We start from the raw sequence: 16502 nt of genomic DNA, 5'->3' as shown, positions 1-16502 counted from the left end.
TTTTACTTCCTTTCTTCAACCTTAACCGGCTCGAAAAAGGCCATAGTCCCTGCTTGTCCCACGTTCCCAGATGCTACTTGCGTGGAAGGTGCCTGAATGTCCTGCGTTTCCTGAGTTGAAGTGTCTTGCTTGAATTCTTCCGGCCAGTAGCGTCTTCGGTTAAACACAACCTTTTCCCCTTTTGGCGCAAGGGACGCTTTGTGGGTGTCTGGTATTCCTTCATTACTGACGATAATATGTGCGTTATTGCCACCCAGACCAAAAGCACTGATCCCCGCGCGCAAAATCTGGTTCTCGGTCGTCCATCTCTTCGTTTGATTGACGATATAGAGTGGTGACTCCTCGAACTGGAAGCGTGGATTCGGGTTGCTGCAGTGAAGGGTCGGGGGAAGCTCCTGATGTGCGATGGCAAGCAATACCTTGACGATGCTGGCTGCTCCCGCCGCACTCAGCAGGTGACCGATGTTGCTTTTGACACTGCCAACGCCGCAGAACTGCTTGCGTGATGTTGTTTTGGTGAAAATCTGTGTGAGTGCTTTGAGCTCGATTGGGTCACCGATCAGGGTGCCTGTCCCATGGGTTTCAACATAGGTGATCGTGTCTGCTGAGATGTTGGCATCCGCGATCGCTTTTTCGATCAGCTCCCGCTGTGCTTCTGGGTTAGGGGTGGTGACTCCCATCGTGTTGCCGTCATTATTAATTGCGGAGCCATCGATGACTCCGTAGATTTTGTTGTTGTCGCGGATCGCTTGCTGGAGCGGTTTTAACACGAGTACCCCGCAGCCTTCACCCAAGCCGATCCCGTTGGCACTGGCATCAAAGGTCTTGCAGCGGCCGTCTGGGGATAGGACCTTGGCGGCGCTCAGCACGGTATATGGGGTCTCATCGAGCAGAATCTCGACTCCCCCAGCCAAGGCTACCTCGGACTCTCCGTTTTGGATGCTCTTGACTGCCAGATGGATGGCGGTTAAGGCGCTGGAGCAGGCGGTGTCGACGACCATGTTAGGCCCTTTAAAATTATAGACATGGGCCAGATGGGTGGCGATGAAGTTCTGTCCGATCCCAACGATCGTGTCTTTTTGGCTCTTGCCAGTTTTTTGTATAAAATTCGCTGCGCGTGTACCTACGAAGACGCCAACCTGTCTGTTCCACAGATCCTGCTTCGCATATCCGGCATCGGCCAATGCTTCTGCGCTCACCTCCAACCACTGACGTTGGAGCGGGTCGATCAGCGGGGCGACTGACTCGCCGATTTTGAAATAGGACGGATCGAAGTCTTCGATGCCTTTTAAGAAGGAGCCCCATTTGCTGATGCTTTTGCCTTCGCCACTGCCTTGTGCATCATAGAGCTTTTCCCAATCCCAGCGAGATTTGGGGACTTCGCGGATGCTGTCGTGTCCTGTGGTGAGGTTGTGCCAGTACTCACTCGTGTCGGTGGCGTCTGGGAAATGGCAGGCGAGGCCGACGATGGCGATTTTGTCTTTTCGGGCAGGTGTTTCTTTTATAGATGGATTCGTTAAGACGGTCTGTTGGATGGCAGATGGCTCGGCAACGAACGGTACTGGTTCCACTAATGGTTTACGAACCACCTCTGCGTCAGCCCCCTCCCTGCTCGTTGACTGAATCGCAAATAATGTCGCCAATACCTCCGCATACTTCTCGGTCATGTACGCAGACAGGCTTCTGAGCGTCGGGTATTCGAGCATGGCTCCAGGGTCGAGTGCGACGACCTTGAGCTCGCGGTCGATGTTGGTGATCACTTGGGCCAGCAACACAGAGTCCATGCCATAATCCTGGAACGGTACATCTGGTTTGAGTCTGGCGGCGTCTACCTTCAGTTCTTTGGACAAAAGGGAGGCGAGCCAGTCTTGCGTGGCTTGGAGAAGCTCATCCGTGGTCTTCTGTGTTGGAGTCACGGCTATCGCTTGTCCTGATTGTCCTGACTGCCCGGACTGCACGTTTGCCGTTGGCGTCTCCTTCGCTCTGTGTCGCATGAGATTCTCAGGCTTCCATCGCTCTGGATTGACGACTGCCGGGAAGACGACTGGGCCTGTACGGTGTGCGAGGATACGGTCGAACAGGTGCAAGCCTTCCTCATTGGTCATGCTGAGTAGACCTGTTTGCTCATAGGAGCGGCTGTATACTTCCCCCATGCCCGTCTCTTTCCAGTTCGGCCACTGAATGCTGATGATCGGACATGCGTGCTGATGTGCTCCGGCAAAATAATCCATATACGTATTCGCCATGGCATAATCGCTCTGTCCCGCACCAAGTGTCGGAATGGCTGCTGACACGGAGGAGAACAGGACAAAAAATTGCAGCGGCTCATGCTTCATGCTTTGATACAGGGCATTCAGCCCGGTGACTTTAGGAGCAAGCACCTGTTGGATCGATTCGGGAGTCTTACGGATAAAGGCAGGAGTCTCCATATCAGCCATCCCTGCACAGTGGATCACGCCGCCGATCGAACCCATCGTACGCTTGATCTCGTCCACCGCTTTTTGCACATCCTGCTGATCGGTCAAGCGGAGGGATAGCACCCGTACCTGAACACCCTGGGCTTCCAATGCTTGAATCGAACGGATTTTTTGCGCGACAGAGGTGTCTTGCTCCTGATATGCGGCCCATTGCTCGCGCGGTGGCAGTGTCTCCCGTCCGGTCAAGACCAGACGCTTCACACCATAGTGAGCGACAAAATGCTGCGCGGATAAAAAGCCGAGTCCTCTTGTCCCACCTGTAATCCACAGCACCTGATCCGGTGGGAATGGGGTGAACACTCTCCCACGTTCGCTTGGTTGCTGTTCCGACTGTTCACTAAGATACGAGCGGTATCGTTGTCCGCCGCGGTAACATACCTCGGAGTCCTCACTGTCTGTTACGAGTTCAGTAACGATCTGCCCGGCGAGCACCTTGTCATCCGTGTATGGATCTGCATCCAGATGGCGTGATCTCAGATGGCCGTATTCATTTTGCAAAAGTCGGTATAATCCGGCACGGGACGCACCAGACAGGTTGACCGTGGTGTTTTGGTACGATTCCAATCCCTTGGTTACGCCCAGCACGATTACGCCTTCTTTATGCCGGTTCTCGATCAGCTGCGCAAGCCATGGAATCCATGAAGTCTGTTCATTACCATCTGTACCGCATCCCGTCAGGTCGACAAAACCGTCATAGCTGCTCCAGTCATATCCCTGACCTTGCTGCCCGCCGAATGCAACAAGCGCTTGCGAATCCAAAACATGCACCTGTGGAAGCATCAAAGCGAGATGCTGTGCAATTCCTTTGGTCATGTCGGTAGTGAGGACGGCAATTGTACGCTTCACCTGTCTGCTCGGAGTGGCTGGACTCGGTTCCCATTCTTTTTTCAAAAGATGCAAGGCCCGTTCGGTTTCGGTTGTACTCTCACCCTGTTTGACGCTGCCAGGCGAAACTGTAGAAGAAGCTGGAACCATGCCCTTGTTGTTAACCAAAAGCGCGGCGTCTGGCACTGGAACCCAGTAACGCTCCTTGGCAAACGGGTACGCAGGCAAGCTGATTCTACGGGGTTTTGCTTCCCCATAAAGCTTGCTCCAGTTGATGCTGATGCCTTTTACCCACATGTCGAGAAGCTTGGCGTATTTTTTCCGCTCGATCCACATCTCGATGAGTTCGTGCATTTCTTCATCAGAAGCCAGAGCGGAGATCGTGTCGTCTGCTGGCTGGAACTGTCCGCGGTAGAGCATCGTGCTTCCGTTGCGGTCTGCGAGGTATTCCCGCAGGTTGTGGGTAAGCTCGGAGATGGAATTCACGATCATCCCGAGACGCTCTTCCATCTGTTCGCGTCCGATCTGAAGTGTGTAGGCGATATCAGGCAGATCGTGATCTTGGAGCTGATCCTCCTCGATCAAGGTCAGCAAGCGTTGGGCCTGCTCTTTTAAGCGCTCTTCGTTTTTAGCGGACAGGATAATCACCGCTGGGGAATGAGGAGTCGTTGTACAGCTAACGCTCTTCACATCGGTATGGAAATATTCTTCCAGCACAATATGCGCATTAGAGCCGCCTGCGCCAAAAGAGGACAGGCCCGCGCGTCTCGGTACTTCCTGTGTCTTACCATTGATTTCAACCACAGGACGTCTCCACTCGGTCAGCTCTTGTGTCACAACAAAAGGAGTCTGGCTAAAATCAATGTTCGGGTTAAGCTCCTTGGAGTGAAGCGACGGTGCAATCTGCTGATGCTTCATCTGGAGCAGCACCTTCGTCAGGCCAGCCATCCCAGCTGCGCTCTCACTATGCCCGATGTTGGATTTGACTGAACCGATTGCGCAGAATTGCTTCTCCTTGCTGTATGGGGTGAAGGCCTTCGTCAAGCCCGCGATCTCGATTGGATCACCGAGGGATGTCCCTGTGCCATGCGCTTCGATATAGCTGACCGTGCGCGGATCGATTCCGGCTGCTTGGTAAGCTCGTCCGATCACACTGGCCTGGGCATTCGGATTCGGAACGGTGTAGCCATTGGTCTTTCCTCCGTGGTTCACTGCCGTACCTTTGATCACGCCGTAGATCTGATCACCGTCTGCAATCGCTTTGGACAGTGGTTTGAGCAGGACAGCCCCGACACCCTCTCCCGGTACATATCCGTCGCCGCCTTGTCCGAAGCTTTCACAACGGCCCTTGCTCGACATGAATCGGCCTTGGGCGAGCATCAGGTATTTGTTCGGGTGGATCGAGACGTTCACACCGCCTGCAATCGCCACCTCGCATTCTTGATTGCGCAAGCTTTGGCAGGCAAAATGAATCGCGGTCAGCGATGAAGAACACATCGTATCGACAGCGACGCTTGGCCCGTGGAAATTGCAGAAATACGACACACGGTTGGCAATCGAGGATGGATTGCCGTTCAGCGCGATGGGATTACCCAGCAGCTGAGCCTGCGCTCCGAAAAGCTGGTACTCCTCGTACATGACCCCTACGTAGACACCTACATTGCCGTCCATCCCCGCTCCCCGGTACGAACGGAGCGCCTCACGGGAATAGCCCGCATCTTCCATCGCTTCATAGACACATTGGAGGAATAATCGCTCCTGCGGGTCCATCAGCTCCGCTTCCCTCGGGGAGATGTTGAAAAACAGCGGATCGAACTGGTCGACACCCTCGATGAAGCCTCCCCACTTGCCGTACGATTTGCCCGGTTTGCCTTTTTGCTCGTCATAATACAGGCTGAGATCCCAGCGGTCTTGCGGGATTTCGGTGATGGAGTCTTTGCCAGCCTGCAGGTTTTTCCAGAACTCCCGTACGTTGCGCGCGCCTGGGTAGCGTCCAGAGAGACCGATGATGGCGATATCGGAATCAGCTGAGGTGTGCGGTGTCGTCTGAGCTGTCGATACGGTCTGGGCCGTTTGGAGGCGTGGCTCGTTGGCGGCTTTTATTGGCGATTGGATGGATGGCACGCCTTGGCTCGGATTTTTCTCCAAAGAAGAAGGCTTTTCTGATTGTTTTTCGGTTGCAGATGTGCCTGCCGATGTATCGACATCAAGCAGTTGCAGCAGCTGCTCCCGATGAGCTTCCAAGAAATATCCAGTCAATTCACTGATGGTCTGATATTCGAAAAATAAGGTTTTGGACAGTGGGCCGAAGCTCTTTTCCAGCTGGTTGGTCAATTGGATGACCATGAAGGAATCGATTCCGTATTTCTCCATCGGAGCCTCAGCGTCGATTCGGTGCTCTGGCAGCTGGATGACAGATGACAGCAGCTGTTTGAGGTAGTGGGTTGCTTTTGGACGGAGCTGATCGGATGTGGCCGCCAGAACCGATCCTTCGGTATGTGCCACAGTCATAGGGGTATCCACGAACGGTTCACGCTCCTCTGTTTGGTACTCCTCGAATGAATACTCTGGTGCTGTCGTGACACCCTCCGCCTGACCGTGTACAGCGATCGCATCCCGATACTCCTCCACCAGATACGCGGCAAAATGACGCAGAGTCACATACTCACGGAATACCTCCACTTTCAGCTCCAGCCCGTACTGTTGGTTGAGTGTGCTGAGCCATTCTGTCAGCATAATCTGATCCAACCCGTAGCTTTCCAGCTCTTCCTCGATGTCAATATCCTCGCTTGGCACCTTCATTTGCTCTGACAAGGCTTGCACGAGGATCGCTTGGACTTTTGCCAGCAGGGCTTGTGTGTCGCTCCCTGATGTAGAAGCCGTCGTGACCGTTGCCTCTTCAGATGAAGCTTCGGCTTCGGTATGAAGCACCAGAGCCTGTCTGATGCGTGATAGCTCTCCTTCCACCGCCATGATCTGAGGCTTGCCAGTCGAGATCGCTTGGTAAAAGGCCTGTATGCCGTTTTTCGTATTCATGGGGGTCATGCCCATGTTTTGCTTCATCATCTGTTCCGTCTGTATATCAACCCGCATGCCGCCTTCCTTCCACAGCGGCCAGTTGATCGACAGCGTCTTCCCATGACGTTGGTTGATCTGTGTCAGCTCGTGACGCTCGCTTGCGTACGCATCCATAAAAGCATTGGCAGCTGCATAATCAGCCTGACCCGGATTTCCCCAGCCTGCTGTAACAGATGAGAAGAGAGCAAAGAAGTCAAGATTCAACTTTTTAGTCGCTTCATCCAGATTCACTGTACCTGCTGTCTTCGGTGCAAGGACTTGCTGGAATTCTTCGCTGGTTTTTCTCAGGATATAGTTGTCGTGGATGACACCCGCACTGTGGATGATACCGTTGAGACCGCCGTATTCTGCGACGATGCTTTGGATGAGATTGTCAACATCTGTTCGGTTCGCCACGTCGGTTGGGCGGTAATCGATTTTGGCACCCCATGCTTCTAGTTCTCTCAGCTTGGACTGCTTGTCCGGGGTCAGACTGGATCGGCCCGTCAGAATCAGAGTTGGCTGCTTCACGTTCTGGACGATTTCTTTGGCAAAAATCAGTCCAAGTCCACCTGCTCCGCCTGTGAGGAGATAGACGCCATAGTCTCTCCATGGAAGTGGAAGTCTCGCTTTTGGGGATTGGGTTCCCTGAAGCACACTCTGGCCGGCTACGAATCGTTGGCCCTGCTGGTAGCGGACCTGTGCGTCCTGCGGGCTTCGAGAGTTCTCTCTGAGCATCCCGATGAGCTGCTGGGCACCTTCTCTAGGCTCTGCTTCGATCAGCTGTGTGATGAGCTTCGGATTCTCCAGTCGGGCTGTTTTCAGGAGAGCGGAAAGCCCTGTGAAAAGCCGGTGGCCTCCCTGATTCCAGCACACGACCTGAATCAACACTTGCTCCTTGGGTCTTGATTGGATAATGCTCTGTATCTCTTCGAAAAGATGTACGGCCATGCTGTTAAATCTCTCCGCCTTGTTGCCATGTCCAGATTGCAGTCGGATGATTCTTGCGTGGTGCATGTGGTGTTGGATGGCGGTGTGTACATGATCTTCTGGCTCACATAAAATCACAAGATGCTGTGCGTAAGCTGGAATCGGGTCATTCATACCGACCTCCTGTACCTTCCAATTAGGCTCCAGCATCAGGATTCCGTTCGCAGACGAATCACTGCGATCTGCTCCTGCCCCATTTTCCAGTATTCTGGAAGTATATCCTCGCATCTGTACACATACCGCACCGTGCTCGTCACACAGATCAATATCCAGCTTCTGTACCTTGTCTTCTGCCTTGCTGCCTTCGCTGTAGCGAATCAGCGCCCACATGGATGTGGTACACGGACGGATCACATGAAGCTCTTGCAGGGCAAACGGCAGTGCTGGCTTCCGTACGCTAACGCCGCTTCCCGCCCCTGCATGAGACCCCTCTGTCAAACCAATCGCGGCTTGCAGGGCAGAATCCATCAGGCTTGGATGCAGGACATATTGATGTTGGGTCGGGAAAATAGCATCAGGAAGGGACAGCTTGGCTACTACCTGATCCGCTCCGATATATACCTCTTGAATCCCTTGATGCCCTGGCCCGTATGTAAGCCCCATCGCTCTGTACATCTCGTAGCATTGTGCAGATGAGAGAACACTTCGACGGCACTGAGCCTGCAAGGCAGGCAGATCAAGCGTTTTTGTATCCTCAACAGGGCTGGTCACTGCACTCCCTTGGCTGTATACACTCGATTCTCCCGTTTCGGTCTCTCTGCCGATCTCGTAGTGAATCAGACCGTTTTCGCCCTGTGTGAGTCTAATATGAACATCGACCGGCTGATCCTCCACACGGATCGGACTTGCCCAGACTACATTGCTCAACTTGATTCCGATGTCGCCTGAGCCAGTAGCTTTTGCCACGGCCGCCCGTGCCATCTCCAGATAAGCGACCCCTGGCAGAACCTTTTGCCCTTTTACCAGATGGTCAGCAAGGAAAAATTCTTGCCCATCAAAGGTGGAGCTGTAGCGGATTCCAGAGAAATCAGAGGTGTTGCGGTGCAGGAGCGGATGAGACTCACACTCGGTATGCTTGGCAGATGCGGCCCAAGAGGAGGCGGTACGTAGGCTGATAGTTGGAGCTGTCCCCTGTTGCGGTTGAGACTGTGGTATCCAATACCGCTCCTCGGCAAACGGGTACGTCGGCAGAGATACACGGCTAGGCAGCTTTTCACTGTTATAGAACTTCCGTTTCCAATCGATATCCGCACCTGACGCCCAGCTTTCTGCCAGCTGGTGGAGGGTCTTCCCTTCTACACCTTCAGGTTGTGAGCGGAGAGCGGCTTTCGTTGCTTTGCTGGTACCGAGGTAGATCTCCCCGTCTCTGCTCTTGCCTTGGAGATAACGTGTCAGTTTTTCCCGGAATTCAGAGACGCTGGATGCGACAAGCGACAATCTTTCCTCCATCGCCTCTCTGCCTGTCTGCAGGGTGTAGGCGATCTCTGCGAGGCTTTCTTTGGTGGTTTCCAAGTAGTCGACCATGCGCTTCGCATATTCCTTGAGCCTGTCCTCGCTTTTTGCAGACAGGACGAGCACCTGCGGCTGGTCTTGGGCGGCCACCTGATGCACCTGAGTCATATCCTCTTCGATAATCACATGGGCATTCACACCGCCGAAGCCGAATGAGCTGACCCCGGCACGCCGTGGAGCTCCGTCTGCCGGTCTCTCCCACGCCTTGGTCTCGCTCATGATGTAAAACGGACTGCCCTCTAGCTTGATATATGGATTGCGCTCGCCGAAGTGGAGATTGCGCAGAAGCTTGCCATGCTTCATGCTGAGCAGCACCTTGATGATACCGGCAATCCCTGCTGCTGCCTCCAGATGGCCGATATAGGTCTTGACCGAACCAAGCCCGATATGAGCCTGACTGGTAGGTGAGTGACCCCACTCCTGATACAATTCATCAAACGCTTTTTTAAGAGCGTTGATCTCGATTGGATCTCCCAATGGAGTTCCTGTTCCGTGCGCTTCTATGTAAGTGACAGTAGCAGGGTCGATCCCTGATTTACGCCATGCGTTGACGATCAGTTCAGCTTGGGCGTTCGGATTCGGTGCGGTCAGGGAGTTGGCGTGTCCGCCGTGGTTGATCGCGGTTCCTTTAATCACACCATAGATGTGGTCTCCGTCCGCTTGCGCCTTGGAGAGCGGCTTCAGCAGGATCGCCCCACTGCCCTCTCCCCGTACATACCCATTGGCATTCTTGTCAAATGTTTTGCATCTGCCATCCTCACTCAGCATCCCAGCCTTGTTGAACGCAATATACAGATTGGGACTGGCGATCACACTCACGCCGCCCGCAATCGCCATCTCACAGTCTCCGTTGCGGATCGCTTCGACCGCTCGATGAATCGCCACAAGCGAACCCGAGCAGGCCGTGTCAATCGGCTCGCTTGGCCCAGTCAGGTTCAACAGGTATGAAATCCGATTCGCTAAAATCGAATGAAACACCCCTGTGGCGGTCTGCGCCTGCACATCGATTCCAGACTGGCACAACAGATCGTAATAGTCTGAACTGACTACCCCTACGAACAAGCCTGTTTTGGAACCTGACAGGTCAGATGGCTTATACCCTGCGTCCTCGATCGTTTTCCAGACCGTCTGGAGAAAAATCCGCTGGCGTGGGTCCATGATCTGTGCTTCGCGCGGCGAGATTCCGAAGAACAGCGGGTCAAACTTGTCCACGGCCTTCATGAAGCCGCCCCACTTGATATTAGTCTTATTCGTATCGTTGGCGGGGTCTCCGTAGTATTCTTGCCAATCCCACCGATCCTGTGGGATTTCTGTGATCAGGTCTTTGCCTGCTTCGAGGTTTTGCCAGAATTCGTCGAGGGTATCAGATTGAGGGAAGACACCGGATATGCCTACGATGGCGATCGGCTCGTCTTTTCGCTGTGCGGTGTATGCACCCGTCGTCTGCTGATGATCTGCTGGTTGTACCCGTTCTATTGTCTGTACTTGGGGAGTTTCTTGTATCTGGGGAATCTCCTGCGCGTACGGTACGTGCTGTACGTTCTGATCCTCCTGTACCGACTGCGAAACCACCTGTGTCTGCGCGGTTGCCTCTGTATTCGCCGTCTTCTCCGCCGATTCCAGACTGCCTCCGTATCTATTGATAAACGACTCCTTATGCTTCTCCCATAAGTAGCTGACAAACGATCCAATCGTCGAATGCTCAAAAAAGATCGGCGGTGTCAGCTCCAGGTCAAACGTGTCGTTGACGCGGTTGATAAAGTCCGTCGTAGAGATGGAATCAAAACCGTAATCGCTTTTGTCCGCTTGCAGATCCACCTCTTCCCGGTCGACATACAGGATGGCCGTCACGATCTCGATGATCGCCTCGCACGTTTTTTCGTACACTTCTGATTCGTTCACAGACGCAGGCTCTTGCGATGGTGATGGAGATGGTGATGGATTTCCAGCGCTCGGATTGACCTCCTGTGGGGCAACAGCAGCCCGTTGACCGACTTCCTCTGTTCTCTCCACCTTCTGCGCGAACACCCGTTTCTTACTGCCAGCCACCTCTTCCATGACGACAAGCTGATTTACCTGCAAGGCAAGTGCATCTCCGAATGCTTGAATCCCGCTCTCTGTTGGCATCGGAGCCATCCCCAATGTTTTCTCCATCAACGCAAGCGTCGATTCGTCCACCTGCATGCCGCCTTCCTTCCACAGCGGCCAGTTGATCGAGACCGTCTTGCCCTTGCGCACACCGCCCTCCCGCAGAGACTCACGGTACTCGGCATAGCTGTCCATAAACCCATTGGCATATGCGTAATCAGCCTGTCCGAGATTGCCCAGCACCGACATGATCGATGAGAACATCACGAAAAAGTCAAGGTTCTGCTCCTTCGTGGCCTCGTCCAGCCAGAGCGTGCCGTACACCTTGGAAGCAAGCACGTCCTGCATCTGCTCCTTGGTCTTGTTGACAAGGTAGGAGTCGCGCAACACGCCTGCCGCATGGATGACACCATGAATTTCACCATAGCGGGCTGTGGCTTCGCTGACGAGCTGTTCTACCTCTTCGCGATTGGATACGTCAGCTTGCAGATAGAGCACCTCAGCGCCTTTTTCTTGCAGTTGCTGGATGATTGCAGTGGTCTCTGGAGTTAACTCCGAGCGTCCGGTAAGCACCAGCCTACCCTTGCCCCGTCCGGCCAGATCGTTGGCAAAAATAAGACCCAGCCCTCCCAAGCCACCTGTAATCAAGTACGTTCCGTTTTCTCTTAGCTGAATGCTTTGTCCGCCATTCGGCTTCATTACGCGGAATTGCTTGACGTACCGCTTACCATCCTGATAACGGATGCAGACCTCATCGTCCGCAGCCTGTAATTCATTCAGCAAAAGATCAAGGCTTGCGTCGCCTGATCCGTTGATCTCGACCGTCTTCCAGTACCAGGCAGACTGCTCCTGACGAATGGTCTTGGCGAATCCCGACACCCCTGCATACTGCGGCTCAGCTACTTCCTGTGTCGGATATGCATACAGAAGCTTGACCGGATGCTTCGGCTTCTTTCGCAGAAGGGCTTTGCTCAGATGAAAAAGCGAGTAAATTCCGCTGTCAAGCTGTACACACAGGCTCGCTTCTTCGGTGTAAAAAGCTTCCGTAGACCATTGATGAATGATCCCTTCCGGCAGTAAATCCTTTCGCTCCAGAGCATCCAGCAGTTCATCATAGCTCTCCTGCTGGAGGGGATTGATCACATAGGAGCGCTCCCCAACAGCGGCAAAAGCTTCACCCGGCTTAACCAGTACGGCCGCGATTCCGCGTTCTGTCAGCCTGTTCCACTGATTCTCGTCCGTATCCAACAGCAGAATGCGACTTGACAGATCTGCCTGAGCTGCTGACTCTCGCTCCTCCCACAAGGGTTGATAGTAAACGGTCGAAGATACAGCTGTTGCCGTCCCATCCGCAACTGCCCCTTGCTGAAGTTCTTTAATCAGCCTAAAACCTTCCTCCGAGCTTATTGTGCGGTCCTTTATCATTTCAAGGACTTTATCTATACGTGTACGAGTATCGATGATCATAGTCCCTCCATTAATACTTTTACATCGTGGATATCCAGTTCTCCAGCCTCCAGCTTCGCCAACCAATTCTTCAATGGATCTTCGGCAGAGTGCTTCTTTTGTTCAACCGCTCTTACGGAAAAATCATTCATCTCGACCAGCACCTGCCCGGACTCGTCTGTCAGCAGGATTCGGTACTTCATCACACCCTGTCCGCCTTCTGTCTGTGTGACATAAGCGTAGCATCTGCTTCCCGGTGCTTTGACGATCACAACCTCACCCAGTGAAAAAGGCATATAGACGCCACCATCAGCGTTTTTCCCGACCAGTCCCATCACAGTCTGCAACGCTCCATCCAGCAAGGTCGGGTGAAGCACGAACTCACTGGCGTCCTTGTTGCATACCTCAGGGAGAATCAGGCTGGAGAGCGCTTCTTGTACATTGCAGCAGAATTCGCGGATCGGTTGAAAAGAAGGCCCGTATGCTAACCCGATTTGTTGCAGCTCTTGATAGATTTGCTTGCTGTCCGTAATGATATGGCAGCTGTTTTGGATGCTGTGCAGATCGATTACCGCTGCCGGTGCAGGAGTCTCTGTAGGCTCTGCATAGCCGAGCTTGCCCTGTCCGTGAACGATTCGTCGTCCATTGCTTCCCTCTGTCCATACTTCATAGCGAACCATCTCTCCATTGCGGGACAGGCTGATCATCACATCGCGCGGCTCCACCTCGATTGTCAGCGGACGCGTCCAGACGATCTGTTTTACCCGCTGGACTCTGCCCACCCCAGCCATTTCGCCAGCGGCACGGGCCATCTCTACATAGGCCACGCCTGGAAGTGTCTTTTGCCCGACGACGATATGGTCGGCCAGAAAGAATTCATCTCCGCTAAACTGGGTGGTATATCGATGCTCATCCAAAGTAGAAGCATTCCGTCCCAGTAACGGGTGGAGCAGCTCTGGCTTCCGAGGTTCCTGTGTGTGCTCTTGTGTGAGCTTTTGTTTAGACTCTTGTGTCTGCTTTTGTTTGGACTCTTGTTTGGCATCTTGCTCTTGTTTTGGCTTTGGTTGCTGTTGCCATTTCTGTTGAGTGAGGCGGAATGTCTTCCGTTCGAACACTGTTACAGGCAGCCTCAGCTTTTGATAAGAGCCTTCCGGATACAGCTTCCTCCAGTCTGTCTCCATGCCTCTGAGCCATAGCTGGAGCAGGGTCTCCTGAAAGCTTCTGACGACGTCTCCCGCAAGCCTCGCCTGTACGGATGATTCCATAGAAGTCGCCAAGCTGCCCAGCTCCACACCATCCTGATCCGCTTGAACAGTCACACTGGTATCGGCTGCAACCAGCTTTTTGATCCAATCTGCCGTGTCCGCGATCTCATCTACGCTTCGGTTCCGTTCGTTGAGATAGCGATACTCATTCGCGGGACTCAGCCGATTCTGACGCTCGTGCAGGATGTCAGCCACTGCTTGGATATCCAGTTGCTCGCCGGTCAATAGCCCGATCAGCATCTCTTTTGGCATGACCTCGTCTGTGATCAGATCGATCAGCTCATAAAAACGGTCATCCTCCATGCGTTTTTGCTCCATCAGGTTCCACTTCTGGTTCAGCTTGTGGAGGGAGCTTACGATCACGGTGACGAGCAACAGCTTCTCTTTTTGGAATACATTCGATTCATCTGTCAAAAGTCTCTCATCATGGAGCAGTTGTTTGATCTCATACCCTGAGACTTTCCTAGTAATCTCGTCCCATTCGTCCATATGCTTTTTAAATGTATATTGGCTTTCGTTCAACAAACGGGCCTTGTTTATGTAGAAGAAAAGCGTTTCATTCTGTTCTTCGCAGGTGAGTGGTTGCGCAAGCATCTCAGCCGATGAGGACTCCATATCGAACCCCTTGTCAAAAAGCGAAGAACGAACCGGCTTATGATCAATGGTTAAGCCATCTAACAGGGAGTGCACATACCCCACATCAAAGCGGTAACGCGTCAAAACCTGCTGAGTAACCGGGTCAACAAAAGGTATCGATGGTCGTGCCAGCTTGACTTGCTCCAATTCTTGTCTGCCTGCAAGCACCGCTAGGATCTCATCTGGCTTCATGAGACCACTGACAGCCATCGCGACCCATACTCCGTGTTTCTCCCCGCTTACCGTGTCAGGCGCAAATCCCACATCCAACAGTGTCTTGGCATAAGCAAAGCCTGCCAGAAACAGATAAAGAGGACGATATGGCCCAGCCCACGCCTCCTGGTGAAATCCTTTCGACAGCCTGCGGTTCCCATCGATTACCGCCAGCTTCCGCAACAGCTCATGTAGATGTTGTTTCATCCCATCAAATTCCCGGAGCAACGGCTCCACATCCGCATATCGGCTCCACGGCAGAGTGCCGACCCGCAAGCACCAAGAACGCTTAGCGCTGGCAGTGAGCGGCTCTACGCCTTGCCCAATCCAGCGCTTCAGTTCTTCCTTGCTGCTCACACATGTACCGATCCGATGCGGAAAGTCTTTTCTGCCAACCAGCAGTGTCCGGCCGAGATCCTCCAGCCGAAGCTGAGCGAAATCCTCACTCTCTATGAAGTGCTGCCAATCTGCCACCAGCTTTTTCAAGCCCTGTGGTGTTCTGGCCGAGAGGGTGAAGAGCGTATCGCCATCCGTGGAACCCCTCTCAGATGGATACGAGGTTGCTTCTATGTATTCTTCCAGCAGGATATGAGAGTTGACTCCTCCAAACCCAAAGGAGCTGACCCCTGCCCGTAACGGAAGCCCTTCTTCACTGCTTTGCCATTCATCCAGACTGTCCGCAACCATAAACGGCGTCCGCTCAAATTCGATAATCGGATTGACCGTCCGAATGTTTAACGTCTTCGGAATCTTCCTGTGCCGCATCATCATCAGAACCTTGATCACCCCGGCGATTCCTGCGGCTCCTTCCAGATGACCGATATTGGTTTTGACCGAGCCGATCCGGCAAAATTGATTGTCCTCGGTATAGGTACGGAACGCCTGTGTCAGCGATTCGATCTCAATCGGGTCACCAAGCGAGGTGCCTGTCCCATGCGCTTCTACATAACCGACCGTCTGCGGACTGAACCCCGCATCCTGATAAGCAGCGAGGATCACCTCCCGCTGTGCCTCCACCCGTGGTGCGGTGATCGACTGGCTCTTCCCACCGTGATTGACCGCAGTGCCTTTTACGATTCCATAGATTCGGTTGCCGTCCCGGATTGCATCTTCGAGCCTCTGCAAGAGAAGCACGCCGACCCCGTCTCCTGGTACATAGCCATTCGCATCCTTGTCAAAGGTCTTGCACTGCCCGTCAGGACTCAGCATACGAGATTTGGAGAAGGAGATATATTTCCACGGATGAAGATTCAGGTTACAACAGCCCGCCAACGCATAGTCTATTTCCCCCAAAAGCAGGGACCGCTTCGCCTCATGGATCGCCACAAGCGAGGAGGCACATGCCGCATTGATCGGGACACTCGCCCCCCGCAAGTCAAACGTATAAGAAATCCGGTTCGCCAAAATACTCTCGTAATTGCCCAGACATGCGTAGCTGTCCGTCTCAAGCCCTGGCAGCACGGCCTCCTGACGGTTGTCCGCCGCCATCACCCCTACATAGACAGAGGTCGTCTTCTCTTGAAGGGCGCGCAGCGGAATACCGGAGTCCTCGATACAATGCCACGTCCCCTCCAACAGCAACCGCTGCTGCGGGTCCATGTTGGTCGCTTCACGGGGCGATATCTGAAAGAATTGGTGGTCAAAATCATAGATACCATCCATCAAGCCTGCCCATTTGCTCACACTCTTGTTAGGCTCATCTATGTTAGGAGAGTAGTACTCACCGATATCCCAGCGATCAGGTGTGATTTCTTTGATAGAGTTTACTCCCTTTTGCAGATTATCCCAGAACTGCTCATACCCATTGGCCCCAGGGAACCGGCACGCCATCCCCACAATCGCGATGCCACCTGTTCCCGCTGTCACCTGGCTTCTTCTAACCGCACCCTTGTGCGCAGCTGTTTTCATCTCATCACACCTCACTGTAAAGAGAGTTAGCCCCCGTGAGCCGGACTTCACCCGGACTCATTTTCGGCGGCTCAAAAAAAACGAG

The 16502-nt window shown here is 53.4% G+C and carries 2 protein-coding genes; both read right to left on the bottom strand.

What is annotated here, in order from left to right; all coding sequences use genetic code 11:
- Positions 1–2: 2 nt before the first annotated feature.
- Complete coding sequence (locus tag FGI41_RS00240; RefSeq protein WP_139487918.1) at positions 3–12416, bottom strand: SDR family NAD(P)-dependent oxidoreductase; 12414 nt, start codon at positions 12414–12416, stop codon at positions 3–5.
- Complete coding sequence (locus tag FGI41_RS00235) at positions 12413–16417, bottom strand: type I polyketide synthase (protein ID WP_139487917.1); 4005 nt, start codon at positions 16415–16417, stop codon at positions 12413–12415. The genes FGI41_RS00240 and FGI41_RS00235 overlap by 4 nt, the downstream gene beginning before the upstream one ends.
- Positions 16418–16502 lie beyond the last annotated feature (85 nt).

Origin of the sequence: Brevibacillus dissolubilis (genome assembly GCF_006170445.1) — a bacterium.
Classification (GTDB): domain Bacteria; phylum Bacillota; class Bacilli; order Brevibacillales; family Brevibacillaceae; genus Brevibacillus_B; species Brevibacillus_B dissolubilis.
This window is presented reverse-complemented; position numbering and strand designations above follow the sequence as displayed.

Excerpts from the sequence above, each read along its gene's own strand:
- FGI41_RS00240 (WP_139487918.1), bottom strand. The coding sequence starts at position 12,416 with ATGATCATCGATACTCGTACACGTATAGATAAAGTCCTTGAAATGATA.
- FGI41_RS00235 (WP_139487917.1), bottom strand. The coding sequence starts at position 16,417 with ATGAAAACAGCTGCGCACAAGGGTGCGGTTAGAAGAAGCCAGGTGACA.